General features: G+C 68.0%; 23 protein-coding genes. 8 read left to right on the top strand and 15 right to left on the bottom strand.

Annotated elements, in window-relative coordinates:
• Positions 1–31: 31 nt before the first annotated feature.
• From rlmD to VA613_RS08395, 3 genes are read right to left on the bottom strand one after another with little or no spacing between them, the layout of a single operon-like run.
• A complete protein-coding gene (rlmD, locus tag VA613_RS08405; RefSeq protein ID WP_324778653.1) occupies positions 32–1,330 on the bottom strand; it encodes a 23S rRNA (uracil(1939)-C(5))-methyltransferase RlmD in 1,299 nt (432 codons plus the stop codon).
• The gene (locus VA613_RS08400; RefSeq protein WP_324778652.1) at positions 1,327–2,103 is read right to left on the bottom strand and encodes a 3'-5' exonuclease; all 777 of its coding nucleotides are present in this window, start codon (positions 2,101–2,103) and stop codon (positions 1,327–1,329) included. The genes rlmD and VA613_RS08400 overlap by 4 nt, the downstream gene beginning before the upstream one ends.
• A gap of 35 nt (positions 2,104–2,138) precedes the next feature.
• A complete protein-coding gene (locus tag VA613_RS08395) occupies positions 2,139–3,431 on the bottom strand; it encodes an EAL and HDOD domain-containing protein (protein ID WP_324778651.1) in 1,293 nt (430 codons plus the stop codon).
• A gap of 102 nt (positions 3,432–3,533) precedes the next feature.
• Between VA613_RS08395 and VA613_RS08390 the strand changes: the two genes are divergently transcribed.
• Positions 3,534–4,976, top strand: a complete 1,443-nt coding sequence (locus VA613_RS08390) for a DUF4139 domain-containing protein (protein WP_324778650.1) — start codon at positions 3,534–3,536, stop codon at positions 4,974–4,976.
• Here VA613_RS08390 and pgi read toward each other — a convergent pair.
• On the bottom strand, positions 4,966–6,618 hold the full coding sequence (gene pgi / locus VA613_RS08385; RefSeq protein WP_324778649.1) for a glucose-6-phosphate isomerase: 1,653 nt from the start codon (positions 6,616–6,618) through the stop codon (positions 4,966–4,968). The two genes, VA613_RS08390 and pgi, sit on opposite strands and share 11 nt — an antisense overlap.
• A 108-nt stretch (positions 6,619–6,726) precedes the next feature.
• On the opposite strand from pgi, the gene VA613_RS08380 reads away from it, so the two are divergent.
• The gene (locus VA613_RS08380) at positions 6,727–7,212 is read left to right on the top strand and encodes an FKBP-type peptidyl-prolyl cis-trans isomerase (protein ID WP_324778648.1); all 486 of its coding nucleotides are present in this window, start codon (positions 6,727–6,729) and stop codon (positions 7,210–7,212) included.
• Between the two features lie 67 nt (positions 7,213–7,279).
• On the opposite strand, the gene VA613_RS08375 is transcribed toward VA613_RS08380, so the two are convergent.
• The 5 genes from VA613_RS08375 to VA613_RS08355 form a co-directional block, all read right to left on the bottom strand.
• Positions 7,280–7,789 (bottom strand): SCP2 sterol-binding domain-containing protein, encoded by a 510-nt coding sequence (locus VA613_RS08375; protein WP_324778647.1) that lies wholly within the window; start codon positions 7,787–7,789, stop codon positions 7,280–7,282.
• A 152-nt stretch (positions 7,790–7,941) separates the two neighbouring features.
• A complete protein-coding gene (locus VA613_RS08370; RefSeq protein WP_324778646.1) occupies positions 7,942–8,613 on the bottom strand; it encodes a hypothetical protein in 672 nt (223 codons plus the stop codon).
• Complete coding sequence (locus VA613_RS08365; protein WP_324778645.1) at positions 8,610–9,536, bottom strand: MlaD family protein; 927 nt, start codon at positions 9,534–9,536, stop codon at positions 8,610–8,612. The genes VA613_RS08370 and VA613_RS08365 overlap by 4 nt, the downstream gene beginning before the upstream one ends.
• Complete coding sequence (locus VA613_RS08360) at positions 9,533–9,940, bottom strand: P-loop NTPase family protein (protein ID WP_324778644.1); 408 nt, start codon at positions 9,938–9,940, stop codon at positions 9,533–9,535. The genes VA613_RS08365 and VA613_RS08360 overlap by 4 nt, the downstream gene beginning before the upstream one ends.
• 26 nt (positions 9,941–9,966) lie before the next feature.
• Entirely contained in the window at positions 9,967–10,761 is a 795-nt protein-coding gene (locus tag VA613_RS08355) for an MlaE family ABC transporter permease (RefSeq protein ID WP_324778643.1), read from the bottom strand.
• 99 nt (positions 10,762–10,860) lie between these two features.
• Here VA613_RS08355 and VA613_RS08350 point away from each other — a divergent pair, with 99 nt between their 5' ends.
• Genes VA613_RS08350 through VA613_RS08335 form a run of 4 tightly spaced genes read left to right on the top strand, consistent with a single transcriptional unit; the run spans position 10,861 to position 15,281 of the window.
• Positions 10,861–11,391, top strand: a complete 531-nt coding sequence (locus VA613_RS08350) for an SH3 domain-containing protein (RefSeq protein ID WP_324778642.1) — start codon at positions 10,861–10,863, stop codon at positions 11,389–11,391.
• Positions 11,388–12,302 carry a M48 family metallopeptidase gene (locus tag VA613_RS08345; protein WP_324778641.1) on the top strand — a complete coding sequence of 305 codons (915 nt, stop codon included), beginning with the start codon at positions 11,388–11,390 and terminating at the stop codon, positions 12,300–12,302. Before VA613_RS08350 ends, VA613_RS08345 begins: the two co-directional genes overlap by 4 nt.
• Positions 12,299–14,515, top strand: a complete 2,217-nt coding sequence (locus tag VA613_RS08340) for a CHASE2 domain-containing protein (RefSeq protein WP_324778640.1) — start codon at positions 12,299–12,301, stop codon at positions 14,513–14,515. Before VA613_RS08345 ends, VA613_RS08340 begins: the two co-directional genes overlap by 4 nt.
• Position 14,516: 1 nt before the next feature.
• A complete protein-coding gene (locus tag VA613_RS08335) occupies positions 14,517–15,281 on the top strand; it encodes a 3',5'-cyclic-nucleotide phosphodiesterase (RefSeq protein ID WP_324778639.1) in 765 nt (254 codons plus the stop codon).
• On the opposite strand, the gene VA613_RS08330 is transcribed toward VA613_RS08335, so the two are convergent.
• From VA613_RS08330 to VA613_RS08315, 4 genes are all read right to left on the bottom strand, one after another.
• A complete protein-coding gene (locus VA613_RS08330; RefSeq protein WP_324778638.1) occupies positions 15,271–16,371 on the bottom strand; it encodes a hypothetical protein in 1,101 nt (366 codons plus the stop codon). The two genes, VA613_RS08335 and VA613_RS08330, sit on opposite strands and share 11 nt — an antisense overlap.
• A 50-nt stretch (positions 16,372–16,421) precedes the next feature.
• Positions 16,422–17,126: a DUF302 domain-containing protein gene (locus VA613_RS08325; protein ID WP_324778637.1), complete on the bottom strand. Its 705-nt coding sequence runs from the start codon at positions 17,124–17,126 to the stop codon at positions 16,422–16,424.
• 49 nt (positions 17,127–17,175) lie between these two features.
• A complete protein-coding gene (locus tag VA613_RS08320; protein ID WP_324778636.1) occupies positions 17,176–19,716 on the bottom strand; it encodes an ATP-binding protein in 2,541 nt (846 codons plus the stop codon).
• A 75-nt stretch (positions 19,717–19,791) separates the two neighbouring features.
• A complete protein-coding gene (locus VA613_RS08315; protein ID WP_324778635.1) occupies positions 19,792–20,277 on the bottom strand; it encodes a C40 family peptidase in 486 nt (161 codons plus the stop codon).
• Between the two features lie 77 nt (positions 20,278–20,354).
• Here VA613_RS08315 and VA613_RS08310 point away from each other — a divergent pair, with 77 nt between their 5' ends.
• Positions 20,355–21,041 carry a DUF6781 family protein gene (locus VA613_RS08310; RefSeq protein WP_324778634.1) on the top strand — a complete coding sequence of 229 codons (687 nt, stop codon included), beginning with the start codon at positions 20,355–20,357 and terminating at the stop codon, positions 21,039–21,041.
• 82 nt (positions 21,042–21,123) lie between these two features.
• Positions 21,124–22,803: an ABC1 kinase family protein gene (locus VA613_RS08305; protein ID WP_324778633.1), complete on the top strand. Its 1,680-nt coding sequence runs from the start codon at positions 21,124–21,126 to the stop codon at positions 22,801–22,803.
• Between the two features lie 7 nt (positions 22,804–22,810).
• Here VA613_RS08305 and VA613_RS08300 read toward each other — a convergent pair whose 3' ends face one another.
• Together VA613_RS08300 and VA613_RS08295 are read right to left on the bottom strand one after the other, a co-directional pair.
• Positions 22,811–25,081, bottom strand: a complete 2,271-nt coding sequence (locus tag VA613_RS08300; protein WP_324778632.1) for a putative bifunctional diguanylate cyclase/phosphodiesterase — start codon at positions 25,079–25,081, stop codon at positions 22,811–22,813.
• Positions 25,078–25,929, bottom strand: a complete 852-nt coding sequence (locus VA613_RS08295) for an alpha/beta hydrolase (protein ID WP_324778631.1) — start codon at positions 25,927–25,929, stop codon at positions 25,078–25,080. Before VA613_RS08295 ends, VA613_RS08300 begins: the two co-directional genes overlap by 4 nt.
• Positions 25,930–25,994 lie beyond the last annotated feature (65 nt).

Raw genomic sequence — 25,994 nt, 5'->3', positions numbered from 1 at the left:
GCTAGGGACTGAAACCGGGGATTTTAAGGGATTACCGCTCGAAAAGCGCGATCGACTCGACGTGGGCCGTGTGCGGAAACATGTTGGCGACCCCCGCGGCGCGCAGCCGGTAGCCCTTGACGTGGACCAGCACCTCGGCGTCGCGCGCCAGCGTCGCGGGGTCGCAGGAGACGTAGACGATGCGCCGGGGCGCGCCGGCTTCCGGCAGCGACTTCACGACCTCGATCGCGCCCGAGCGCGGCGGGTCGATCAGCAGCTTGTCGAGATCGCCGAGCGCGGCGAATTTCTCCGGCGTCATCTCGAACAGGTTGTCGACCTCGAATCGCGCGTTGGGCAGCCCGTTGCGCAGGGCGTTCTCGCGCGCGCGGGCGACGAGCTCGGCGCTGCCCTCGATGCCGAGCACCTCGGCCCCGCTGCGGGCGATCGGCAGGGTGAAGTTGCCCAGACCGCAGAACAGGTCCGCGATGCGCTCCCCTGGCTGCGGATCGAGCAGACGCAGCGCGCGGCTCACCAGCGCGCGGTTGATCGCGGCGTTGACCTGGGTGAATTCGGTCGGCCGGAACGGCATGACGAGGCCGAATTCGGGCAGGCTGTAGGCAAGCTCGGGCGCGATGTCGGGCCAGAACGGGCGTGCCGTCTCGGGCCCCTTCCTCTGTTCCCAGACCTGAACGCCATGCGCGTCGGCGAAGGTGCGCACCCTCGCGGCATCGTCGTCGGTCCACGGTTCGAGCAGGCGGAACACCAGCACGGTGACGTGCTCGCCGACCGCGATCTCGATCTGCGGAATGCGGTCGGAATTCGAGAGCTCGGTGATCAGCGCGCGCAGCGGCCGGATCAGCGCCGACACGGCCGGCGTCAGCACTTCGCACTGGTTCATGTCGGCGATGAAGCTCGAGCGCTTCTCGTGGAAGCCGACCAGCACGCCGCCCTTCTTGTCGACGCGCCGCACCGAGAGCCGCGCGCGGTGGCGGTAGCCCCAGGTCGGGCCGTGCAGCGGACGCAGGATGACGTCGGGTTTCACCTTGCCGATGCGCGCGAGGTTTTCCTCCAGCACGCGCTGCTTGGCCGCGACCTGGGCGCTCGGTTCGAGATGCTGCATCGAGCAGCCGCCGCAGCGGCCGAAATAGCGGCAACGCGGTTCTGCGCGCTGCGCGCTCGCCGCGAGAATCGCGACCGCATTGGCCGAGTTGTACTTGGCGTGCTTGCGATAGATCGCGATTTCCGCGCGCTCGCCGGCCAGCGCGCCGTCGACGAAGGTGACCTTGCCGTCGAGGCGTGCGACGCCGTGGCCCTCGTGGTCGAGGGAGAGGATGTCGACGACCAGGCTCATTTCCAGGCCGCCAGGAATTCCTGCCAGTGCGGGACCGGGTGGGACGCGACGGTGCTGCGCGCGAGTTCGATCTCGGCAGCGTAGGCGGCGTCGGTCAGCGTGCCGCGCATCTTCTGGAAGCGCAGGTAGACGAGCCACGTGTTCATGACGTCGGTCTCGCAGTAGTTGCGGATGGCGTCGATCTGGCCGGCCTGGAACGCTTCCAGCACCTTCGAGCCGTCCATCCCCAGCTTGCCGGGGAAGCCGCACAGCTTCGCCATGTCATCGAGCGGCGCGTTGGCACGCGGCTGGTACATGGCGAGCACGTCCATCAGGTCGAGATGGCGGGTGTGGTAGCGCGACAGGTAGTTGTTCCACTTGAACTCCTTGTCGTCGTCGCCCCAGTCCCAGTAGCGCGCAGCGGTGACGCCGTGGATCAGACTGCGGTAATGCAGTACCGGCAGGTCGAAGCCGCCGCCGTTCCACGACACCAGCTGCGGGGTGTAGCGCTCGATGCCGTCGTAGAAGCGCTGGATCAGCTCGGCCTCGCTGCAGCCGGGCTCGCCGAGCGACCAGACCTTGAGCTGGTCGCCGCTCCGGAGCACGCAGGAGATGGCGACGATGCGGTGCAGGTGATGCGGCATGAAGTCGCTGCCGGTCTTCTGGCGGCGCGCGAGCAGCGCCATTTCGGCGAGTTCGGCCTGCGGCAGCGCCGTTTCGGCGATGCCGTTGACGGCGGCGAACCCGGCGAGATCCGGGATGGTTTCAATGTCGAAGACCAGGGTGGGCTGCATGGCACGGAGACGGCAAAAACCGCCATTTTACGCCGTCACTGCAGGGCGGCGTCGAGTTCCGAAGCGGCGATCAGTGCGTCGAGGTAGGCGACGGAAATCTGGTGCAGGGGGATGTCCAGCTTCTCCGCGTACGCGGCGAGCGCGTCGACATCGTTGTTCTCGCAGGCGTGGGTCATCTGCAGCATGGCGCCCTCGGGCGACGGATGCGCGCTGAGGGCGCGCGCCGTGGTGGCCGAGAGCCCCAGCTTGCGAATCAGCTTTTCCACCGGCAGCGACAGCGCGGGCGCGGCGGTCGAGAGCAGGCCAACCTGGAACGCCGCTGCGGCGCTCTCGGCGGGCGCGCCAAGGCGGGTGAGCTTGCCCATGAAAAGGGCACGCGTGAGCGCGGTTATGGCGTAGTGCCGGGACGTCTCGCTGGGCTGCTTGCCGGCCAGCGCGAGCAGCGCCGCCACCCGGCTCGCGCGCTGCGGCCCCAGCATGATGAGCGCGTGCGCGGTGGATTCGGCGGGGCGACTGAGGCCGCCGACCCGGGAGTTGGCGATGGCGAGCAGGCGCGGCGACATGTCGGGGTTCAGGCGGAAGAACTGCACCAGCGTTTCCACCGACTCGCGCAGCGCCAGCGCCAGCAAGTCAAGTTGCACCGCGTGTTCCGGGCTGACGGACGCGGGCTGGGTGTCGCCCGAGAAGTAGCTGCCGCGGAACCAGGCATCGTTCGGCCAGCGTATCTGCGCATCTCCGTGGCGCACCCCTTCCACGACCAGATGGCGCGCGCCCGCCGGCGGCCGCTCGTCGGCATGGCATGACAGATACGGCCACGCCGACGCGCTGTCGTAGACGACGGGGTTGCTGCGGTTGAGCGTGACGCAGAACGTCAGCCCGGCATCCTGCAGGGCGAGCGCGCGCGCAAGCTGCTGCTCGTTGTCGATGGCGACGCACCAGATCAGCCGCGGGTGGTCGAGCTGCTGCGGAATGTCGCTGAACAGCACGCTCGAGCCGATCTTGATCAGGAGCGGCAGCTTGCCGGTGAGACCGTCCTGGGCGAGGGAATACAGGCCGGTCAGCAGCATGTCTTCCTCCATCCGCAGGATTTCCGGCGGCGCGTCGGCCGGGGTCGAACGGCCGCGCAGGACCAGCTGGTGGGCGACCAGGCTGGAGCCGGCGTCGAACAGGGGATCGAACGACAGAAAGCGCGCCCGCAGCGCCTCTTCGCGGACCGGCGCATTGCTGTCGATTCCCAGCATCTGCGTGACGACCACGGGCTGTTCGTATTCGCTGGTATTGATGCCGCCGCCGACGATGCGCGAGGGATGGGGGTCGTCTGAGGTCATGTCGTTTGCTGCGTGCTCCGTGGCGTCATTCTAGCGCTCCCCAGCATTTTTCGCCTGCTTCGGTCATCATGGCAGCCTGTCGAAACGTCCGGGGAGGTTCGAATGATGAAAGGCATCTTGGCCAGCGCCCTGCTTGCGAGCCTGGCGCTCGTCGGGCAGGGCGCCTGGGCGGCATCGCGTGACGCGGTCGTGAGCACGGCAGCCGACCGCCGCAGCATGGCCGTGACCCTCTATGCCGACAATGTCGCACTGGTCGGGGATACGCGGCGGATCGGGCTTGCCCGGGGCGCGAGCCAGTTGGTCTGGCGCGACGTGGCGGCGCAGATGCAGCCCGAAACGGCGCAACTGCGCGGCATCTCGAATGCCACGGCATGGCGGGTGCACGAACAGCAGTTCGAATTCGAGGCGCTGACGCCGCAAACGCTGCTCGACGCCTACGTCGGGCGCGAGGTCACGGTGATCACGGTGAATCCGTCCAGCGGCGCGGAAACCCGCGAAAAGGCGACCGTGCTGTCGACCACCGGCGGCGTCGTGCTCCGCTACGCCGACCGGGTCGAGGCCGGCGTGCCCGGGCGGCTCGCGTTCCCCGGCGTGCCCGACACGCTGCACGCCGCGCCCACGCTGCGCGTTTCGCTCCTCGATGCGGCCGCAGGGCCGCAGGAACTCGAGCTCTCGTACCTTACCGGCGGGCTGACGTGGCGCGCGGATTACGTCGCGCGGTTGAATGCCGCCGAGGACCGTCTCGTGCTCGATGGCTGGGTGACCCTCACGAACCAGAGCGGCGCGGACTACCCGGACGCCCGCGTTCAGCTCGTGGCCGGCGAGGTCAATCGGGTGCGCGAGGGGCGTCCGCTTCCGCGTGCGATGGCGACAGTGGCGGCGAAAGCCGCGGACGAAGCCGGCGCGGCGCAGGAAGCGCTGTTCGAGTACCACCTTTACACGCTGCCCGGCGCGACGTCGCTGGCCAACAACCAGACCAAGCAGGTCGCGCTGATGACGGCCGAGCGGGTGCCGGTTCGTAAGCAGTTCCTGCTGGAGGGCGGCAGCGACTACTACGCCGCGCCGCGTGGCGGCGTCGGCGAGCCGGCCAGGGTGGGCGTCTTCATCGAGTTCGACAACCAGGGCAAGGGCCTGGGCAGGCCCTTGCCCGGCGGCGTGGTCCGGGTCTACAAGCGAGACCGGGAGGGCCATGCGCAGTTCGTCGGCGAGGACCGCATCGGCCATGCGCCGAAGAACGCGACCGTGCGCCTGAAGCTGGGCGCGGCCTTCGACGTGACCGCAATCAGGAAACAGACCGATTTCCGGAGGCTTGCGGGAAGCGGCCGGAACGACAACGCGTTCGAGTCGGCCTACGAGATCGTGCTGAAGAATGCCAAGACCGAAGCGGTGACGGTCACGGTGCGCGAGCCGGTGCCAGGCGACTGGGTCATGGTTTCGGAGTCGCGACCGCACGCCAAGGTCGCGTCCGGGACGGCCGAGTGGACGGTACCTGTACCCGCGGAGGGCAGCGCCACGCTGACCTATCGGGTACGCGTCACGTACTGAGCCCGCGCCGCCGGCGGATGTCGGCAATCAGGCCGAGCGTCGAGCCGTCGTGCTCGCCGATCACACGTACCGAACTCAGCGCGGCGCGGATCGGCGGCGCCAGCTGCTTGCCGAGCTCGACGCCCCACTGGTCGAAGCTGTTGATCTGCCAGATCACGCCCTGCACGAACACCTTGTGCTCGTAGAGTGCGATCAGCATGCCCAGCGTATGCGGGTCGAGCTTCTGGTAGAGCAGGGTGTTGCTGGGACGGTTGCCGGGGAAGACCTTGTGCGGCGCGAGCGCCTTCGCTTCCTCGCGGCTCATGCCCTGCGCGATCAGCTCGGCCTCGATGACGGCGCGCGACTTGCCCTTCAGCAGCGCCTCGGTCTGCGCCAGGCAGTTGGCGAGCAGCCATTCGTGCTGGTCGGCGAGCGGTGTGTGGTTGACCGCGGCGACCAGGAAATCGGTCGGGATCAGCCGCGTGCCCTGGTGGACCAGCTCGAAGAAGGCGTGCTGGCCGTTGGTGCCCGGCGCACCCCAGACGATCGGACCGGTGTTGTAGTTGACCAGCTTGTTGGCGCGGTTGACGTTCTTGCCGTTCGACTCCATGTCGAGCTGCTGCAGGAAGGGCACCAGCAGGCGCAGGCGCTGGTCGTAGGGGAACACGCCGTAGGTGTCGGTACCCCAGAAGTTGGCGTACCAGATGCCGAGCATGCCGAGGATCACCGGCATGTTGGCTTCCAGCGGCGCTTCCTTGAAATGCACGTCCATCGCGTGCGCGCCGGCGAGCAGCGCCTGGAAGTTGCCCCAGCCGATCTGCAGCGCGATCGACAGGCCGATCGCCGACCACAGCGAATAGCGGCCGCCGACCCAGTCCCAGAAGATGAACATGTTGTCCGGGTCGATGCCGAAGGCCTCGACTGCCGGCTGGTTCGTCGACAGCGCGACGAAATGGCGCGCCACCGCGGCCGGCGCGCGCAGCGCGGCGAGCAGCCAGGCCTTGGCCGAGTTGGCGTTGGCGAGCGTCTCCAGCGTGGTGAAGGTCTTCGAGGCGACGATGAAGAGCGTGGTCTCGGGATCGAGCGACTTCAGCGTGCTCGCCAGATGCGCGGGATCGAGGTTGGAGACGAAGTGCACGCGCAGGTTTTCCACCGCGTAGTGGTCGAGCGCATGGCACACCATCGCCGGGCCGAGGTCGGAGCCGCCGATGCCGATGTTCACCACGTCACGGATCGGCTTGCCGGTATGGCCGAGCCAGCTGCCGTTGTGGATGGACTCGACGAAGTGCTGCATGCGGCCCAGCACCTTGGCCACCCCGGCCTCCACGTCGACGCCCTCGACGACCAGCGGCGGGCGCACCGGGGCGCGCAGGGCGACGTGCAGGACCGCGCGCTTCTCGGTGAAGTTGATGCGCTCGCCACGGCACATCGCCGCGCGCATCGCTTCCAGGTCCGACTCGCGTGCCAGCTGCATCAGGTGCTGCATCGTCTCGGTGGTGACGCGATTCTTCGAGAAGTCGAGCAGCAGGTTGCCGCAGCGCAGGGAGAGGTTGTCGAAGCGCTGGGCGTCCTCGCGGAACGCGGCACGCATGTCGAAATCGCGCATGGCCTTGTGATGCTGTTCCAGCGTCTTCCAGGCAGGCAGGTGCTTGAGCGGTTTCATGGGCAAACGGTGTGTGGCACGGGCTTCGAAGGTATCATAAGCGGACGGGACCGGCGCAGGCTTGATGGCGGGCGCGGTGCCTTCTTCGAAGAATCAGGATCAGACAGCATGACCACCGTGACGCGTAACAAACTCGTATACATCACCTACTCCATCCTCGACGCGCGCGGCATGGTCGTCGAGCAGCACGACATCCCGGTCGGCTACGTGCACGGCGCCAACAGCGGCATCCTGCCGGCAATCGAGGCCGCGGTGGCGGGCTGCAAGGTGGGTGACCGCGTCGAGATCGCCCTGTCGCCCGAGGAAGGCTACGGCGAGCGCGACGAGAGCCTGGTGTTCGTCGACGACATCGAGAACGTGCCGCCGCAATTCCGCCGCGTCGGCGCCGAGGTCCTGTTCGAGAACGAGGCGGGCGAGACCAAGCCTTTCTATGTCACCAAGATCGAGGACGGCAAGGTGACCGTGGATGGCAATCCCTCGCTGGCAGGGCAGAGCGTGACCTGCCTGGTGAACGTCACGGATATCCGCGATGCCACCCCCGAGGAAATCCGCAATGGCCGGCCGCTCGACCCGGTGCCGACGACGCTGCACTGAAGCACGCAACGCGCCGAGGCAACAAAAAAGCCGGGAGCGATCCCGGCTTTTTCATGCAGTGCGCGGCTTACTTGGCGGGGCAGGCCTTGTCGCCGGGGATCTTGCCCGGCAGGCGGAGGAAGGCCTCGAACGGGCCCATCACGCTCATCGCTTCCATCTTCGGGCCGGTGAACTTGAGGCGGCCGAACATCATGGCCTTCATCGGGCCATACTCGCCGGCGCCCATTTCGTCCCAGCGATCGGTGGTGGCGTGCATCGTGTAGTCGACGGCGTAGTCCATCCGCGGGTTCTGCACCGCGCCGCCGTAGACGCAGATGGCCTTGCCTTCCTTGGCCACGATCTTCAGTTCGGTCTGGGTCGCTTCGCCGCAGTCGGTGCGGTAGAGGTGGATGATCTTGTAGCCGCGGCCCTTGTCGTTCTTGATCCACTTTTCGCCGAGGCCGTTGGCCAGCGTGGCATCCTTGTTCCAGGCGTCGCACGCCTGGGCGGTCCACTCGGGGGACATCATGGCCGGCGCAGCGTGGGCGGCAGATGCAAATGCGGCCAGGGCGGCCAGCGCGATCGAAGCGTATTTCATGGGGCACTCCTCCTATTTGAATATGCGGGGTTACAGCTTGTTTTTTGCGAAGAATTTGATCTCCGAGGCAGCACGGTAATCATCGCGTGCGGGCTTGTCAATGAGCCTGCACGTCCGTTCGCCGGGACGGGGCGTGGCGCCCGGCGCCGCCGTTATCGGGCTGCCGCCGACAGGGCCTCTTCCACCAGCCGGATGCGCCGGTCGAGCCGGGCCCGGGCGGTGGCGTCGCCGCTGGCATCGGCCTGCCTCCGTTGGAGCTTCAGGTAGGTCAGCAGGGGCTGGCGCCAGCCCTGGGCCGATGCCGTTTCCGTGGCGAGCGACAGGGTGGCGCGGTCGGCTTCGCCGCGCATGACCAGCAGGCTGGCGTCCAGCAGGCGCGCGAGCGGATCGGTGACCGCATCGAGGGCCAGGTTGCGCGCATCCGGCGGTGCGCGCAGCAGTTCGCGATGCTGGGGCGGCAGCCGGGCGGGGTCGAGTCCTTGCCACCGCAGGGTCAGGAAGCGGAAGTAGGCGTCGTCGGCCGCGTCGGGGGCGGCGGCGGCAAGCTCCGCGTACTCCGTGCAGGCATCGTCGATCAGCATGGCGCGGCGGGTGGCGCAGTGCACCAGCCACAGGCGGGCGGTCTCGCCGATGCGGCCCGCGCCTCCGGTCGCGGCGACCGCCTGCTGGAAGTAGCGCTCGGCGAGGGTGTTCTCGCCCAGCAGGGCGTGCTTCTGGTAGCGCTCGACCAGATCGGCGGCATCGCTCTTCCAGTCCGGCGGCGGCGGGCCGCCGGTCCCGCAGGCGGCCAGGAGCAGGGAAGCGACAGCGAGCAGGGCTCTCACGGCAGCTTCACCTCGGGTTCGCGGGCAAAGGGCCATTTCCTGTTGATCTCGTTGACGAGCGCGTTCGCCTTGCGCACGGCGTCGTCGATTTCGGTGCGCAGGCGGGCGAGGTCCTGGGTGCCGTCCTTGACGTTGGCGGAAATGGCCACGGCATTCGCCATGACGGTATCGGCCTTCTTCAGGCTCGACTGGGCGTCGGCCAGCAGCTGGCGGATCTGCGACAGCGATTCGCGCGTCTGTTCGGCCACGCCCTGGTTTGCGAACAGCCACTGGTCGGTCTTGGCGGCCATGCTGTCGAGCCGGGTCATGAGGGCGCGGGTCTGCGCGAGCGAGTCCGTGACCGTGCGCGCCTTTTCCGGGCTGCCGAGCAGGCCCTCTAGCATGCCGTACTCGCCGGTCATGCGCCCCGTCACCGTCTTCGCATTGGCCAGCGTGGCGTCGAGTTCACCGTCCTTGCGGGTCAGGCGCTCGAGGTTGGCGAGAATCGCCTGCACGCGCTCGACCAGCCCCGGAAGCTCCTTGGTGATGTCGGAACTCAGCAGCAGCATGGTGGCGTGATCGGGCAGGGCGGGCGCGCCGAGGTCGGGCGAATCCACGCGGATCTTGGCGCCGCCGACGATGGGCTTGTCGAGCGTGAAGCTGCTGTTTTCCTTGAGCCACTTCGCATTGCGCGCGGAGAACTCGGTCTGGATGACGATGCCGCCGTTATCGTTCAGGCCCAGCGTGGTGACGCGGCCGATCTCGATGCCGGAAAACACCACGGGAACGCCCGGCGCGACGCCGTCCGCGCTGGACGCCGCCAGCTGCAGGTGGAAGGTCTTCTCGAAGAAGCCGCGCGCGTGCAGCAGGTAGACGATGAATGTGGCGGCCAGCAGCAGCGAGGCGACGGCGAACAGCCCGACCTTGAAATGCAGTTTGTTCATGCTTCGTAGAGTGGCTGGTTCCAGCGGAAGTCGAAAATCTCCCAGGTGCCCGTCATCCCGGCCTGTGCGGCGAGTTCCCGGATGAAAGCCGGATACGGCACATCGTAGAGCATGGCCCCGGGGCGGTCGATGACCAGGCGCGGCCGCCTGAGGATCAGCGCGCGCGCCAGCTTGGCGGCGAAGCGCTGGGCCGGCGTCATGTCCGGGTCGCGCAGCGCCGCGATGTCGGCATGTCCGAGTTGCTCCAGCAGCAGCTCCGCCTGCCGGTTCGATTCCTCGACGCCGGAATGGCGCTGGTAGATCGGGATCAGCGCGATGTTGTCGAGCGCCGACAGGTTGGCCCGCAACGGCAGGTCGAGCGCCACGCGCGCGACGTCGTCCGGCAGGGCCGCGACCTCCGCCATCAGGCTGGCGCGGTCGTCGAATGCGATCAGACGTATTTGAGCGCTAATGACACCACCTCGATCGCCACGATGGCGAAAAACACCCGCATCATGCCGCGCAGCACCGAGACCGGCACCATGAAGAGCTTCTTCGGCGTCTCCAGCCCCGCGGTGACCGGGATCAGCGTGACGGCCAGCCCGAACAGCGCGCATTTCACGAGCAGCCCCGCCATGATCCGGAAGTCGAAGATCTTCGCGATGGTCGCGGTATAGGGTTCGAAGCCGGCGACGTTGGTTCCGTAGATCGCAAGGTAGCCGATCAGCAGGGCCAGCAGGCCGGCCAGCCCGGACAGGGTGACGACCGAGACGACGCCGCCGATCAGGCGCGGCAGGAACTCGAACTGCAGCGGCGGAACCTTGCAGTGCGCCAGTGCATCCAACTCGTTGTTGACCTGCATCAGCGCGACCTCGGTGTTGATCGCGCTGCCGGAGCGCAGGGCGACGAACAGCGCGGTCAGGAAGGGCAGCAGTTCCAGCACCAGCGTGCGGATCGTCATCTCGCTGGCGAATTCGGTGAGGCCGAAGTCGCGCGCGGTGGAGAGGATGATGCTGATGAGGAGCCAGGAGATGACCAGCGCGTAGCCGAGGAACACATGCAGGATCTGCACGGCGGTAAAGTAGACCTGCTTCACCACGACGTCGAAGGTGGCGCGGTTCCAGGTCGAGCGATCCAGCAGCAGCAGCGCGGCCCGGGCCAGGAAGGCGAACATGCCGTAGCCGACGGTGAACCAGCCGACGACCTTGGCGCCGAGCGATTCGATCGATGTCGCGAGCAGAGTCATCGCGGCATCTTAACGCCATCATCGGTCCCGTGCCACGGCGCGCTTGCGCGGCCGCAGGGCAGGGCCTACAGTTTCGCCGACAGAAGGAGACGACACACGATGAAACGATTCAAGACTCTGGTCGCGGTGCTCGCGCTCGGCGCGGCTGCGTCCGCGCTTGCGGCCCCCGGCACGGTCCTGCGCAACGACAAGCTCTACAGCCAGCCCAATGCGGCCTCCCCGCTCGCGGGCAGCGTCGCCAAGGGAACCAGCGTGAATATCCTCGCCAAGCAGGGGGGCTGGCTGCGCGTGAGTGCCGGCCGTTCGACGGGCTGGATCCGGCTGCTCTCGGTGCGTGCGGGGGCGGGCGGGCTCGGCGGCGCCGGCCTCGGCGACGTGGTGGGCGCCGCGACGAGGAAGTCCGACCCCAGCCGGGTGGTGGCCGTGGCAGGCCTGCGCGGCCTCGACGACGAGGATCTGAAGCAGGCGAAATTCAACGCCGAAGAGCTGGCGCGGCTGGCTGCGTGGCAGGAAACGCCTGCCGCCGCCCGCAGCTTCGCGGCGCAGGCGGGACTGAAGACGGCCAAGGTCGGGGAGCTGCCCGCGCCGCAGCCGGCACAATCGAGTTCGCCGTGGGGAGGCAACGAATGAAATTCGGACCGATGATTCTGGCCGCCGCACTGGTGGCTGTTAGCGGGACGGCGGCGGCGTTCGATTTCGGCAAGCTGCTCGAGGAAGGCATCAACCAGGAACTGAACAAGAAGAAGCCGGCGCAGACGGCACCCGATGCCGCGCAGAGCGCCGCCACCCAGCCGCCCGCCAAGCAGAAGATCGACGCGGGGCAGCTCGGCTTCGCGCTGTTCGGCGATTACTCGCCCGAGGAGGAGACGCGCATCGGCAGGCAGATCGCGGGCAACCTGCTGGGTGCCGTGCCGCTGGTGCACGACGACAGGCTGCAGCGCTACGTCAACCAGGTCGGCGAGTGGGTTGCCCTGCAGAGCGGACGCAAGGACATCACCTGGCACTTCGGCGTGCTCGACACCGAGGACATCAACGCGTTCGCCGCGCCGGGCGGCTACGTCTTCGTCACCAAGGGCTTGTACCGCCGCCTCGACAACGAGGCGGAACTCGCCGGCGTGCTGGCGCATGAAATCGCCCACGTGACGAAGAAGCATCACCTCAAGGTGCTCAAGCAGTCCAGCCTGATCGGCGCCCTCGGACAGGCGGCGAGCAGCAAGGCGAAGGGCAGCGACCAGGTGGTGCAGAACCTCATCGGCAACGGCGCCGAGATCATGGCGCGCAGCCTCGACAAGAACGCCGAGTTCGAAGCCGACCGCCTCGGCATCGTGCTCGCCGCGCGCGCCGGCTACGACCCCTGGGGGCTGCCCGACGTCTTGCAGGACCTTGCCGGCCTGCCGCCCAAGGACAGCCGGACCAGTCTCCTGTTCAAGACGCATCCGTTGCCGGCCGACCGGCTGGCAGCGCTCGGCGAAGCCGTCGGCAGCCGTCTCGATGACGTCCACGGCAAGGACGTGGCGGGCCGCTTCTACCGCATCCGGTGAGACGCGTTTCGTCCCGGCTGGTGCAGGCGGGGCTGTCTGCGCTGCTGGTCATGCTGGTCGCGGCGCATGTCGCCGGCGCCATCGACATCGCGCCGCTGCAGCGGGCGGAGGCCTGGCTGTATGACGCCTGGCTCAAGCGCACGGCGCCCGGCGGCAGCGACGATCGCGTGGCCATCCTCGACATCGACGAGGCGAGCCTGAAAGCGGTCGGACGCTGGCCCTGGAGCCGCGACACCATGAGTGCCCTGATGAACCAGCTGTTCGACCGCTACGGCGTCGCGGCGGTGGGGTTCGACGTGGTGTTCGCCGAGCCCGACACGAGCTCCGGTCTCGATGCGCTCCGGCGGCTGGCACGGCGCGATCTTGCAGGGAACCGCGAATTCCAGGCAGCCTTCGGACGGCTCGCGCCGCGCCTCGACTTCGACGCGCGCTTTGCCCAAAGCCTGGCCGGTAGACCGGTGTCGCTCGGCTACTACTTCCTGCCGCAGGGCTACGGCACCGAACGGACCGGCACCCTGCCGGCCCCCGCACTGCCCGCCGATGCGTTCGCGCCGCTGCGCCCCGGACTGCCGGCGCCGACCGGCTATGGCGCCAACCTGGCAGCCTTCCAGCGCGCCGCCGAAGGTGCCGGCTTCTTCAACATGCGCGCCGATCCGGACGGCACGGCGCGCCGGATGCCGCTGCTGAGTCCCTTCGGCGCCGGCTACTACCTGGCGCTGGCGCCGTCGACCTTGCGGGTCGCATTCGGCGGCGATGCGGTGCGCGCCGGCGTCGAGCGCGAGTCGCTGCTCGGTCGTGCGTTTCGGACGCCGTGGATCGAGGTCGGCGGCATCCGCGTGCCGCTGAGCGGCGACGGCAGCGTGTACGTGCCGTACCGCGCCGGCGCGCCGTTCCCGTATGTTTCGGCCGCGCAGGTGCTGGCGGGCAAGGTGGCGCCGGCGCAGCTGGAAAACCGCATCGTGCTCGTCGGCTCGACCGCGCCGGGGCTCGCCGATCTGCGCGTGACGCCGTTTTCCAACGCCTTCCCCGGCGTCGAGATCCACGCCCATCTGATCGCGGGCATGCTCGACGGCACCACCCGCAGCACCCCGCCGTGGGCACGCGATGCGCGGCTGCTGGCGGTGCTCGTGCTCGGCACGCTGCTGACGCTGGTATTGCTGCGCGTCGGGCCGATCGTCGGCCTGCTCGCGACGGTCGCCCTGCTCGCGCTGCTGCTGGCGGCCTACGCCGCGGCGTGGTCGAAGTCCTGGGTGGTGCCGATGGCGGCTCCGATGCTTGCGGTCTTCGGGCTGTACGGACTCAACACCGCGTATGGCTTCTTTGCGGCGACACGCAGCAAGCGCCAGATCACCCGGCTGTTCGGGCAGTACGTGCCGCCGGAGCTGGCGGACGAAATGAGCCGCGACCCCGGGCACTACACCATGGAAGGACAGTCGCGCGACATGACCGTGCTGTTCTCCGATATCCGCGGCTTCACGAATTTTTCCGAGAAGCTGCCGCCGACCGAGCTCGCCGAGGTGCTGAACGCCTACCTGTCGACGATGACGCGCATCGTCCAGGAGCAGCGCGGCACCATCGACAAGTACATCGGCGACGCCATCATGGCCTTCTGGAACGCGCCGGTCGACCTCGCCGACCACGCCACCCGCGCGGTCGCTACCGCGCTCGCGATGCAGGCCGCGCTGCCGCAGCTGAACCGCGAGTTCGCCGCGCGCGGCTGGCCCGAGCTGAAGATCGGCATCGGCGTCAACACCGGCCGCATGAGCGTCGGCAACATGGGTTCGGAATTCCGCATGTCGTACACGGTGATGGGCGACGCGGTGAACCTCGGCTCGCGCCTCGAAGGCATCACGAAGCAATATGGCGTCGGCATCCTCGTCACCCAGCCGACGGTCGACGCCGACCCGGTGCATGCCTTCATGAAAGTCGACGTCGTCCGCGTCAAGGGCAAGGAGACGCCGGTCGCGATCTACGAGCCACTCGGGCCCATGGCCACGCTCGCCGAAGCGGTGCGCGAGGACGCGGCTGCGTTCGCGGCCGCGTTCGCCGCCTACCAGAAGCAGGACTGGGATGCCGCCGAGGCGGCGCTGCGGGCGCTCAACCGCCGTGCCCCGCGGGCGTTGTACGATATCTACCTTGAGCGCATCGCGCACTTCCGGACACAACCGCCGCCGGCAGGGTGGGACGGGGTGTTCGTCTACACGACGAAATAGCATGAAACTGACCGTATTGGGCTGCAGCGGCGGCATCGGCAGCGGCCGCCAGACGACCTGCCTGCTGGTCGACGACGACGTGCTGATCGACGCCGGCAGCGGCCTCACTGCGCTCGATTTCGAGCAGCTGGTGAAGATCGACCACGTCTTCCTGACCCACGCGCACCTCGACCACGTGCTCGGCCTGCCCCTGCTGCTCGACAGCGTCGGCGACCTGCGCGGCGCGCCGGTGACGGTGCATGCGCTGCCCGAAGTGCTGGAGGTGCTTTCCGAGCACCTGTTCAACTGGAAGCTGTGGCCGGATTTCCGCAGGATCCCGAACGCGGAGGCGCCGTGGCTGCGCTTCGAGGCACTGGCAGCGGACGGGGCGCTGACGCTCGATGGCCGTGTCTTCCGGCCGCTGCCGGCGCATCACGTCGTGCCGGCCTGCGGCTACCACGTGGCGACGGCGGCGGGCAGCCTTGCGTTCAGCGGCGACACCGGGCACAGCGATGCCCTCATTGCTGCGCTCAACGCCATTCCGGACTTGCGCCATCTGATCATCGAGACCTCGTTCGAGAACGAACTGAAGGACATCGCCATCCTGGCGAAGCATCACTGGCCGGAGTCGCTGGCGGCCGAACTGCAGGCGCTGCGTGTCGCGCCGGAAGTGTGGATCACCCATCTCAAGCCGGGCAACGAGGCGGCGATCATGAACGAGGTGCGCACGGCGGCGCCCGGCTGGGGCGTCGAGGCGCTGATGCAGGGACAGGTGATTACGCTCTAGCGGAGGCGGCCAGGGGCACCGGCGCAAACGTCGCCAGGGATGCCTCGAACGCGCCGGCCGCGAGCGCCTCGAAGGCCGGCCGGCTGAACAGCGTGACCGCGCCCGCCATCTCGCTCCAGCCGTAGCCGCGGCAGTCAGGCTCGAGTGCGCCGCTGTCGTGCGGCAGACGCGCGATCAGGTGGAGGCAGTTGCGGCTGTAGATGGCGTTGTAGGGCGTACCGTCCTCGTGCAGGCGGTCGAGTTCGATCCAGGCGTCCGCGGGCTGGGTGAAGCGCCGGCAGGGCAGCGGGTAGGGGACGTCGCCGCCGTTGTGGGTGAATCGCGGGTCCTGCGCCGGCAGCGCGTCGCTCTGGACGAAGCTCTGGAAATGCAGGTGGTTGACCGAGGCACCCGCCCCCGCGCTGTTGTAGCCCAGGCAGAGGCCCGGGGTGCCGGCGTGGGCGCACAGATGCCAGGCCCAGCCATGCAGTTCGGGGGTCAGATATTGCGGAAGCTCGCGCGCCGGCTCGGGCACCAGCAGCCCGTGCAGGCGGGCGAACGGAAACTTGTTGTAGAGGAGGCGCGCCGGCTTGCCGGCAAGCGTGCCCTCCCACAGCATTTCGCGGGCGAGGAAGGGTTTGTTGAAGTGGAAGCCCGCGCGATCGAAGGGGTGCAGCAGGCCCGCGAACGTCTGGCCGCTGATGCGCGGCGGGCGCAGGGCGCGGATCGGGTTGAACATCACGTGCCAGGGGCCGGCGCGACGGCTTTCCATGCGGCCGAGGCGGTCGAAGCCGATCAGGTTCAGCTTGAGGAAGACCATGACGTCGTCGTCCGGCTCGGCGGGCGTCCGCCCCCCGCGCAGGGACTCGGCGAGCGCATCGGCAAGTTCGGCGTGGCGCGCCGCCAGGGCGGGCGCAAGCCGTGTCCATAGATCACGGTCGTAGGCGGCGTTCGCCAGCGCGAGGATATAGACGCCCAGGCCGCGATGGCGGGCCAGCATGGCGGCCAGCCCGTCGGCGAAATCCTGCTGTAGCCTGTCGAGCGAGGCGAAGGGAGAGGTCGGCAGTGGCATGCGGCGCGGCGCAGCGGGGACGATGGCGTATGGTGCCATCCCGCCGCCGCCGGCGTCATTCAGGTTTTTTTTCGGGGTGAGGCTCGGATTTATAGCTCGCCGTTGGCCGCGGCGCGCATCACGTCGTCGAGCTTGTCGCGAATTTCCATCACTCCCTTGCGCAATTCCGGCGTGATGCCCGTCTGCCGGCCGGCCTGGTCGAGCCAGGTGGCGTCCCAGTCCAGCGTGAGCACCCAGATATTCTTGTCGGCATCCTCCATCACGGCGATGCGGCAGGGCAGGAAGACGACGATTTCGGGGACGAGCTTCATGAGTTCGCGGCCGACGGCGATGTCGCAGAAGCTGTAAACCTCGACGCGCGGCGCCGTTTCGTCGTGCAGCGTGGCGCGGAATTCCTTCCAGATCAGGTTCGAGCCCACCAGCTTCAGATTGTCCCGGTTGGCGCGCAGCATCATCGATTCGACCACCTGGTCGAAGGACAGCCCGGGGCGGACCTTGTACTTGACGGCGAAGTAGTTCATCGCCTCGCGCGCGTCCATCTGCATCAGGCTGGCGATACCCGGCATCGCCATGTCGAACCAGCGCTTCTTCTCCTCCGGCGTCAGCACCCGGTTCATCTGGTAGTCGCGGTGGGGCGGCGGGGGGGCCTGCTGGATCAGCAGCGGGCCGTACGGCGTCGGCGTGGCGTTGATCCAGCCATCCGCCGCCGGCGACGCAGCGGCTGCCGGTGGCTCGGCGGCGAGCACCGGCATGGCGCACAGGGCGGCAATGGCAAAGGCAGAGAGGCGCATCATGGCAAAGCTCCAGAAATCCATTTTAATCCTACGCGCCGTTCCCGCCGAGTCAACGTGAGGAATCGGCATAGGCACGGAAACGTGCATCCAGGGCGTCCCGCTCGGCGGTCGCCGCGGCGAAGTCGCCCGCCTGCAGATGCGCTTCGATGCGCGCCGCAGACTCCTGGACCGGGGTCGCCATCACGCTCGCCGCCGCGCCCTTCAGCGCATGCGCTTCCTTGCGGCAGACGTCGTCCTGGCGCAGCGCGATGGCGGCCTTGAGCGTCGCCAGGCTCGCCTCGGTCGTCGAAACGAAGACCGCCTCCAGCTCCTTTACCAGCTGGGGATTGCCTGGGTAACGTGCAAGCAGCTCCGCTTGGTCGAACAGCGGGCGCGCATCGGCCGCCGGTGCGGATTCCGGCAGCCACTGCATGAGGAGCGCAGCCAGCGCGGCGTCGGTATACGGCTTGCTCAGGTAATCGTTCGCGCCGGCCGCCAGGCACGCGTCGCGGAAGCCGGCGTTCGCGTTGGCCGTCAGCGCGATGATCGGGATGTTGCGCGCGTCGGAGGCCAGCCGCCGGATGCGCTCGGTTGCCTCGAGCCCGTCCATCACGGGCATCTGCCAGTCCATCAGCACGAGATCGAAGGCTTCCTTCGACAGCCGGTCCAGCGCCTCGGCCCCGCTGGCGGCCACCACGTATTGCAGCCCCATCTCGCCCAGCTGGTGGGAGAGGACCTTCTGGTTGACCGGATGGTCTTCCACCATCAGGATGCGCCCGCGCAATTGAACCGCGGCTTGTGCCGGCAAATCGGCCAGGGGCAGGTCGGTCACGGGAAGCCGCAGCGACAGCGTGAAGCGGCTGCCCTGTCCAGGGGCGCTTTCCACCGTCAGCTGGCCGCCCATCAGGGTCGCCAGCTGGCTCGATACCGCGAGCCCCAGGCCGGTCCCGCCGTAGCGGCGGGTCGTCGACGAGTCGGCCTGCGAGAAGGCCTGGAACAGGCGGTCCTGCACGTCCCGACTCATCCCGATGCCGCTGTCGCGCACGCTGAAGCGGCATTCGACGACACCGTCGGCCGGTTCGAAGCGCGCGGCGAGCTCGACCGCGCCCTGGTGGGTGAACTTGATCGCGTTGTCGACGAGATTGAGCAGGATCTGCCGGATGCGGACCGGATCGCCGAGCAGGGCCGCGGGCACCGGATCGGCGTGGGCGAGCACCAGATGCAGGTTCTTCTCCAGCGCGCGGGCCTGGAACAGGGCGACCACGCCTTCCAGCAGGGTCGCGGGCGAGAAGGCGACCGACTCGATCGAGAGCTTGCCCGCCTCGATCTTGGAGAAGTCGAGGATGTCGTTGATGATGGTCAGCAGGCTCTCGGCCGAGCTCTTCAGCGTGGCGGCGTATTCGCGCTGCCGGCCGTCGAGCGGCGTCTTCAGCAGCAGGCCGCTCATGCCCAGGATGCCGTGCATCGGGGTGCGGATCTCGTGGCTCACGTTGGCGACGAATTCGGACTTGGCGCGTGCCATCTGCACGGCGGCTTCGCGCGCCGCCTCCTTGGCGGCCTCGGCGGCACGCCGCTCCGAGACGTCGCGCATGATGGCCTGGATCACCTGCCTGCCGTCCAGCTCCATCGCGTGGAGCGCGATTTCGGCGGTGAACACGGTGCCGTCCTGGCGCCGTCCCAGCCACTCCATGACCGCATGTCCTTGCCGGCGCGCCTGCGCGATCGCTTGGTCGGCATGGTCGGCGGACGTCATGCCGTTGCTCTGGAGGCGCACCCCGAGGCGCGAAATGGGCGTTTCGAGAAAGCCGGCGACCGAATCCATTCCGAACAGCGTGAGCGTCGCGGGATTGCAGTCGGTGAAGCCCTGCTCGTCGAGGATGACGACGGCGTCCGAATTGGTTTCGAACAGGGTCCGGTATTTCTTCCTTTCCGCTTCCAGCTGGCGCGTCTGGGTCAGCATGCGGCGGACGACGAGGAGCGCGACCAGCACCGCGAGCGCGGTGGCCGACACCCCCAGCACCAGCATCAGGTTGCGCGTTGCCTGATAGGCGGTGAACGTCTTGCGCAGCGCATTTTCGTTGTTCCGCCGCTGCAGGTTCGTCATGTTGTCGAGCGCCTCGACCAGCCGGTTCTGGAGCGGGATCGCCTCCTTCTGGAGCAGCGTCAGCGCGCCGTAGTTGTTGTCCTCGAGCGCGGCTTCGACCACGTCGAACATGACCGGCTGGTTGCTGAGCGTGATGGCGTCGAGCTCGGACATCAGCCGCTTTTCCTCCGGCGTGCTCAGCATCGCGAGCAGCTGGGCGCGATCCTTCGCGTAGCGTTCGCCGTATTCCTGGAAGCGCAGGAACATCGCATCCTTTTCCCACGGGTCGATCGTCACCACGATGTCGTGCATCAGCATCGCCCGGTCGCGCAGGGTGTCGCGCATGTGGGAGGCGAGCTGGGTCTTGACGTTGTTGACCGACACGACGTTTTCCAGTTCGTCGTTCAGGTAGGCCATCTGGGTGACGCCCAGGCCGATGACCGCGAGCATCAGCAGCAGGGCAGCCGCGAAGCCGAGCCCGACGTTGAACAACAGGCTGCGCAAGGGCGAGGGAGGACTGGTCATCATGACTTGGGCGGGTTGGCCGGATTCATCGTTGCGCGCGGGCGGGGGTTCCCGCGGCGGGCGGTGCTGCGACGGGGCTCAACGCGACGCTTCGACGGCGGCGGTGTCCGGCGCTGCGCCTTGCGGCAGGACGACCCGGCGGGCGCCGTCGAAGTGCGCGCGCCAGTAGGGCGCGGCGAGGCTCGACACCATGACCGAGCCGGTGCGGCTGCTCGTCGCATGGACGAAGCGATCCTCGCCCAGGTAGATGCCGACATGCGAGTAGGCGCGGTGGAGCGTATTGAAGAAGACCAGGTCGCCGGGCTGAAGGTCGGCGGGGTCGAGCGGCTGCGTCGCTTCGCTGATCGCCAGGCTGTCGCGCGGCAGCCTGATGCCGGCGACCTGCTCGTAGACGTGGTCGACGAAGCCGCTGCAGTCGAGGCCGCTGTCGGGCGTGCTTCCGCCCAGCCGATAGGGGCTGCCGACGAGGCTCACGGCGTACATCGAGACGTCGACGGACGGCGCGGCCTGGGCCGGCTGTCCCAGCAGCACGGCCAGCATCGAGCACAGCAGGGCGGGCTTCATCGATAGCAATCTGCTCTATAGTTGGAGTGAAATGACGGCCAAAACGGCATCAATCTTGATTTCGAGGAGGAAAAACCATGAGCGATGCGCACCCCCCAGTTTCCGAGTCCAGTATCCCTGAAAATGCCCAGCTGGCGCAATTGCGCGAGGAAGCGGCCGCGGCGGCGACGGCGCCCGACCTGCATGAGCGGGTGCGCGACCTGACGGCGCGTGCGTTGCACGAGCGGCGTGTGGCGCTCAACGATATCCGCGCGCTCGTCGAGGCGATCGCGTCCGGCGTGGGCGACGGCCTGAGCGCGCGCGGCGGCGAGATCAAGGAGGGTCTCAGGCAGGCCGTTTCCGGCCTGGACGAGGCGGTGGGCAGCGCGGCGCAGGCGGCGTCCTACACGCTGAAGGAGGCCGTCGAGCAGGGGCGGGCATTCAAGGACAACGAGCTGAAGGCAAGCCTCGAGCAACTGCGCGATCTCGAGACGCAGATCGTCGACACGCTCAGGCAGACGGCCAGCCAGTCGGGCGGCAAGCTCAAGGAAGAGCTCGGCCACCTCAGCGATCATCTGAAGCACAGCGGCACCCGCACCGGCGAACAGGTGCGCGAGGCGCTGCAGCGCCTGGCGAGCGGCGTCAAGGCGAGCGGCGCCGCCGGACGCGCGGGGCTGGGCGAGTCGGCCGGTGCGGCGACCGAGCGGCTGTCCCAGGTGGCGAGCGGCATCCTGGACGCCTTGTCCGATGCCCTCAAGCGCCAGAGCGAACGCCTTCGCCACTGATCTTCCTCCTTCCGGCCGCGGACATGCTGCCGGCGCGCCGCTTCGGCTAGACTCTCGGAATTCCTGATTCCAAGAATCCACGATGCTCTGGGAAACCATCTCGGTCATGCGCGACCTGCCGCGCCTGCATGAAATCGCCACGGTGATGATCCGCTACGGCTGGGGCGACCTGGTGCGCCTGCTGGGGATCAGCGGCGTGCTCGAGCGTGCGGGTCGGGTGCTGCACTGGCAAAGCACCAGCGAAATCAGCCAGCTGGAGGCGCCGGTCCGCATCCGGCGCGCGCTGGAGGAACTGGGCCCGACCTTCGTCAAGCTCGGGCAGGTGCTGTCGACGCGCGTCGACATGTTTCCGCCGCACTGGATCGCGGAATTCGAGAAGCTTCACAGCCACGTTCCTGCGGTGCCCTACGAGAGCCTGCACGCCGACCTCGTGGCCGCGTTCGGCGGCGAACCAGCGGCGGTGTTCGCCGAGTTCGAGGCGGTTCCGCTTGCGGCGGCGTCGATCGCGCAGGTGCATCGCGCGCGCCTCAAGGACGGCACGCGCGTCGTCGTCAAGGCCCGCCGTCCTGGCATCGAGAACGTGATCCGCGCCGACCTGCGCATCATGGAGCATGCCGCCCGCCTGCTCGAGAGCGAGGTGCCGGATTCGCGGCGCTACGGTCCGGTGCAGATCGTGTCGCAGTTCCGCCGCTCGCTGAACCGCGAGCTCGACCTCGTGAAGGAGGCCCGCAACATCGACCAGTTCGCCCGCCACTTCGCCAGCGAACCCCTGGTCAAGATTCCCCGCGTCTATTGGGAATTCACCAACGACCGCGTCAACGTGCAGGAGGAGATCGACGGCGTCACCGGCGTGGCGCCCGACAAGCTGCGCGCGCAGGGCCTCGATCCGAAGCTGCTGGCGGCGCGCGGCGCCGACGCCGTGCTGCGCATGGTGCTGGAGCACGGCTACTTCCATGCCGACCCGCATCCCGGCAACGTGCTGTTCCTGCCGGACAACCGCATCGGCATGATCGACTTCGGCATGGTCGGGATGCTCACCCATCGCCGCCGCAACCAGATCGTCGACCTGCTGCACGCGCTGACGCGCAAGGACGAGCAGGCGCTGCTGCAGGTGCTGCTCGACTGGAGCGGCGATACGGTGGGCGACGAGGACCGGCTGGCGTACGACGTGGCGGAGCTGCTGCAGAGCTACGACGACCTGCAGCTCAAGGACGTCAAGATCGGTGCGCTGCTGAACGACATCACGGCCTTGATGCGGGACAACAACCTGGTCCTCCCGGCGGACCTGACGCTGCTCTTCAAGACGCTGATCACGCTCGAAGGCCTGGGGCAGCAGCTCGATCCGGAATTCCACATGATCGACCACGTGACGCCCTTCGTCGAGCGCGTCATCCAGCAGCGCTATACGCCGCAGGCCCTGCTGGCGCGGGGGCGCAAGAGCGTGCGGGAGACGCTCGAAGTCCTCGCCGACCTGCCGCGCGACCTGCGCCATCTGCTGAGGGACGTGCGGCGCGGGCGGGTCCGCGTCGATCTCGACCTGAAGCGGCTGGATCACTTCGGGCAGCAGCTCGACCGTGCCAGCAACCGGCTGACGATGGGCATCCTGACCGCGTCGCTCGTCGTCGGCTCCAGCATCATCATGACGGTGAAAGGCGGGCCTCAGCTGTTCGGGCTGCCCTTCTTCGGCCTGCTGGGGTTCATGATCGCGTTCCTGAACAGCCTCTGGATCATCTTCTCGATCTGGCGGTCGGGCAAGCACTGACGCCCGCTCACGCGGTGCAGGGTGCGCCGGTGTCCTGGCCGGCGAGGCGGGCGGCGGCTTCCGCCAGCGGGAGCGGCCGGCTGAGCAGGTAGCCCTGCACATGCGCGATGCCGAGCGCTTCGACCTTTTCCAGAATGGCATCGCTCTCGACGCCTTCGGCCACCAGCGAGTAGCCGGCGTCGATCATCATGCGCGCGAAATCGGCCACCACGCGGCCGGCGCGGTTGTCCTGGGCCAGCTTGTTCACCAGCGATATGTCGAACTTGACCACGTCGACGGGGAGGTCGACCAGGTAGCGCAGCGGGGAGTAGCCGGTTCCGAAATCGTCCATTGCGATGCGGTAGCGCACCGTGCGCAGCAGGTCGAGATAGGTGCTTACCTCGACCATCTGCGTGATGAGCGAGGTCTCGGTGATTTCGAGCATCAGGGGGTGGCGGGCGTTGTGCCGCGACAGCTCCAGCAGTTGCGAGACGACTTCCGGATGCGAAATGCTCTGCGCCGACAGATTGATCGACAGGCCGACGCCCGGCGCCAGCTGCTGCGAGGCAAGGTCGGCGTCGACCTGCCGCAGCACGGCGCGATCGAACTCGGCCTCGAGCCGCCGGCTGTTGACGACCGGCAGGAAGGCCGACGGCATGATCAGGTCGCCGTGGTAGCGGATCCGCGCCAGGGCTTCGTAATAGGCGACCTGGCGGCCGGGCAGGGCGTGGACGGACTGATAGTGCATCTCGATCATGCCCGGGGCGGCCAGCGCCTGGAACAGCGCGCTGGTCTCGCGGCTGGCGACCAGCGTTTGCGAGGCGCGCTCGGTATCCTCGCCGTAGACCGCGATGCGGTTGCGGCCCGGTTGCTTGGCCGTATACATGGCGATGTCGGCCTGCTTGGGCAGCTCGTCGACCTGATTCAGCGCGTCCGCCCCGCAGAACGCGATGCCGATGCTGATGCCGACCGGCTCGTTGATCCCGAGATCGCTGAAGGCGGCGGCGTCGAGAAGGTTCTGGCAGCGCTGCGCGATCTGCTTGGCCTGCGCGGGCGTGGCGCGCGACAGGAAGGTGGCGAATTCGTCGCCGCCCAGGCGGTACAGCCGGTCGTTGGCGCGCAGCGCCATCACCAGCGCGCTGGCGATGATGGTCAGCACGCGGTCGCCCTTGGCGTGGCCGTAGGTGTCGTTGATTGCCTTGAAGCGGTCGCAATCGAACAGCAGGTAGGCAACATCCTGCGGCGTCTTCCGGACCTCCTCGCGGAAGCTTTCCCAGTCCTCCTCGTAGGCGCGCCGATTGTGGCAGCCGGTGAGTGCGTCCCGGCGCGCCTGGGAATGGAACTCGCGATTCTGGCTTTCCAGCGAACCGTGCAGCGCGCGCAGCTGCAGCTGGTAGTCGTACAGCGAGCGACGGACGTTCTCGAGCTCGCTGATGCGCATGCCTTGCGCGCGTATGTGATCCGGGCTGAAGCGCCCCTGCTGCATGGCATCGATATCCGCGGAAAGCCGTCGCAGCGGACGCACGAGCAGGCGGCTGTAGGCGACGAAGCCGATCAGCGCCGTCGCCAGCAGCAGCACGAGGAAGGCCAGCAGCGTGCGGGACAGGATGGTCTGGAAGCGCAGGCGGTCGGGATCCGGAAGCGCGCGGAACGTCAGCCTTGCCGGCAGCGCGTCCGCACGCAAGGTTTCGCCGGGCTTGAGCGTCAGGGCGACGCTGGCGACATCGGTGAACTGAAAGGTCTGGTGCCGCAGCGCGGGCATGAACTCCAGCCGGATCAGCCCGTAGCCGAGCGGCGTCGGCTGCCGTGCCTCGATGAAGATGGGGAAGACGCGATACAGCACCGGCCCGCCGGATTCTCCGGCCAGCCAGCTTGTGGGCGCCTTCAGCGGCAGCCGGAACGGCAGTCGCGCCGGCAGGTGGACGTTGGCCGGAGCCGGGCCCAGCGGCAGGCCGGCAGTCGTATACAGCGCGGCCCGGACGTAACGTCCCGACAGCATGCCGCTTTCGTAGACCCGCTGGTCGCGCCAGTAGCTGTAGTACTCGGGCAGGACCAGCTGCTGCCGGGTCTCGTCCCAGTCGGCCAGGCTGGCGGCCTGCTTCTCGGCCTGGCTCAGCAGGCGCTGGGCCGCGGCCTTGAGTTCGGCGTAGGCCGCGTTCTCGTCGTGCAATTCCAGGCTGCGGGTGACCGCGCGCGTCTGGTAGGCGGCGAAACCTCCGATCAGGCTCACCAGCACCATCAGGCCGGTGATGAAGCCGAGCGCGATCTGCTTGATGGAGAGGGTGCCGGGCCACTTCATCGGGCGGGTGCCTGCGACAGCGTGGCGAGAAATGCGAGCACGTTGTCCTGCAGGTCGAACTCGTGCTCGCCGTCCATGAAATGGCTTGCGCCGCGGACGATGACCATCGGCGTCCGGATGTGCTGCAGGGCTTTCAGCCAGCCGCGCCCGATGATGGTGTCGCCGTCGCCCATGATGAGCAGGGTGCGGACCGGCGCCTGCTTCAGGGCAGCCAGCAGCCGCGGCTGGTCGATGCGTACGTAGGACAGCAGCCCCTCCGGCGTGGAGGCATAGTGCCGGCAGAAGGAGAGCGAACCGGTCACGAGTCGGTGCTGTCCGGCGGCGATCGCGGCCTCGAGCCCGGAAATCAGGTCCGCGCGGGGGACAGGCACCTGGGCCTCGATCAGCGATGCGCCGATATAGCCCTTGATGGCAGGGTCCGGGTGGCTATTCAGGTACATCAGCAGCTGCAGGCTGCCGAAACTGTGCCCGACCAGCACGATGTTGCGCTGGCCGTGCATCTTCAGCCAGCTCACCCAGCGGTCGATCTCCGCCAGGTCATCGTCCAGGCTGTGCTTGTGCACCGCCTCGCACGCGAGGCTTTGCGAGCGGTTCGGAATGTTGAGGCTGAGCGTCGGCAGCAGGACGGTGTAGCCCGCATCCTGGAGGCTTCGTGACAGCGTGGCGACGGTGGCGAACTCGCGGGTCTGCAGGAAACCGTGCAGCAGCAGCACGGCGGGCTTGCTGCGCTCGCCGATCAGGTATTCGGCCGTCGCGGGAATCCCCGGCCGCATGTCCTGCCGGACGATGGCTGCGTGGGTGGTGACCGGCAATACCGACAGCAGCAGGGTGAGCAGGAGGAGGCGCATGACGAAAGCAGGGGGGCAAGGTCCAATTTCCTAACGGCAGCATCGGGGCGAAACTGAAGCCGGAA

Origin of the sequence: Thiobacillus sp. SCUT-2, from assembly GCF_035621355.1 — a bacterium.
GTDB lineage: Bacteria > Pseudomonadota > Gammaproteobacteria > Burkholderiales > Thiobacillaceae > Thiobacillus > Thiobacillus sedimenti.
This window is presented reverse-complemented; position numbering and strand designations above follow the sequence as displayed.

What these genes read in the sequence shown, in the direction of transcription:
- VA613_RS08390 (WP_324778650.1), top strand. Translation starts at nt 3,534, where the DNA reads ATGATGAAAGGCATCTTGGCCAGCGCCCTGCTTGCGAGCCTGGCGCTC.
- VA613_RS08345 (WP_324778641.1), top strand. Translation starts at nt 11,388, where the DNA reads ATGAAATTCGGACCGATGATTCTGGCCGCCGCACTGGTGGCTGTTAGC.
- VA613_RS08380 (WP_324778648.1), top strand. Translation starts at nt 6,727, where the DNA reads ATGACCACCGTGACGCGTAACAAACTCGTATACATCACCTACTCCATC.
- VA613_RS08300 (WP_324778632.1), bottom strand. Translation starts at nt 25,081, where the DNA reads ATGAAGTGGCCCGGCACCCTCTCCATCAAGCAGATCGCGCTCGGCTTC.
- VA613_RS08355 (WP_324778643.1), bottom strand. Translation starts at nt 10,761, where the DNA reads ATGACTCTGCTCGCGACATCGATCGAATCGCTCGGCGCCAAGGTCGTC.
- VA613_RS08320 (WP_324778636.1), bottom strand. Translation starts at nt 19,716, where the DNA reads ATGATGACCAGTCCTCCCTCGCCCTTGCGCAGCCTGTTGTTCAACGTC.
- VA613_RS08325 (WP_324778637.1), bottom strand. Translation starts at nt 17,126, where the DNA reads ATGATGCGCCTCTCTGCCTTTGCCATTGCCGCCCTGTGCGCCATGCCG.
- rlmD (WP_324778653.1), bottom strand. Translation starts at nt 1,330, where the DNA reads ATGAGCCTGGTCGTCGACATCCTCTCCCTCGACCACGAGGGCCACGGC.
- VA613_RS08365 (WP_324778645.1), bottom strand. Translation starts at nt 9,536, where the DNA reads ATGAACAAACTGCATTTCAAGGTCGGGCTGTTCGCCGTCGCCTCGCTG.
- VA613_RS08310 (WP_324778634.1), top strand. Translation starts at nt 20,355, where the DNA reads ATGAGCGATGCGCACCCCCCAGTTTCCGAGTCCAGTATCCCTGAAAAT.
- VA613_RS08400 (WP_324778652.1), bottom strand. Translation starts at nt 2,103, where the DNA reads ATGCAGCCCACCCTGGTCTTCGACATTGAAACCATCCCGGATCTCGCC.
- VA613_RS08315 (WP_324778635.1), bottom strand. Translation starts at nt 20,277, where the DNA reads ATGAAGCCCGCCCTGCTGTGCTCGATGCTGGCCGTGCTGCTGGGACAG.
- VA613_RS08295 (WP_324778631.1), bottom strand. Translation starts at nt 25,929, where the DNA reads ATGCGCCTCCTCCTGCTCACCCTGCTGCTGTCGGTATTGCCGGTCACC.
- VA613_RS08350 (WP_324778642.1), top strand. Translation starts at nt 10,861, where the DNA reads ATGAAACGATTCAAGACTCTGGTCGCGGTGCTCGCGCTCGGCGCGGCT.
- VA613_RS08330 (WP_324778638.1), bottom strand. Translation starts at nt 16,371, where the DNA reads ATGGCACCATACGCCATCGTCCCCGCTGCGCCGCGCCGCATGCCACTG.
- VA613_RS08335 (WP_324778639.1), top strand. Translation starts at nt 14,517, where the DNA reads ATGAAACTGACCGTATTGGGCTGCAGCGGCGGCATCGGCAGCGGCCGC.
- pgi (WP_324778649.1), bottom strand. Translation starts at nt 6,618, where the DNA reads ATGAAACCGCTCAAGCACCTGCCTGCCTGGAAGACGCTGGAACAGCAT.
- VA613_RS08305 (WP_324778633.1), top strand. Translation starts at nt 21,124, where the DNA reads ATGCTCTGGGAAACCATCTCGGTCATGCGCGACCTGCCGCGCCTGCAT.
- VA613_RS08360 (WP_324778644.1), bottom strand. Translation starts at nt 9,940, where the DNA reads ATGGCGGAGGTCGCGGCCCTGCCGGACGACGTCGCGCGCGTGGCGCTC.
- VA613_RS08395 (WP_324778651.1), bottom strand. Translation starts at nt 3,431, where the DNA reads ATGACCTCAGACGACCCCCATCCCTCGCGCATCGTCGGCGGCGGCATC.
- VA613_RS08375 (WP_324778647.1), bottom strand. Translation starts at nt 7,789, where the DNA reads ATGAAATACGCTTCGATCGCGCTGGCCGCCCTGGCCGCATTTGCATCT.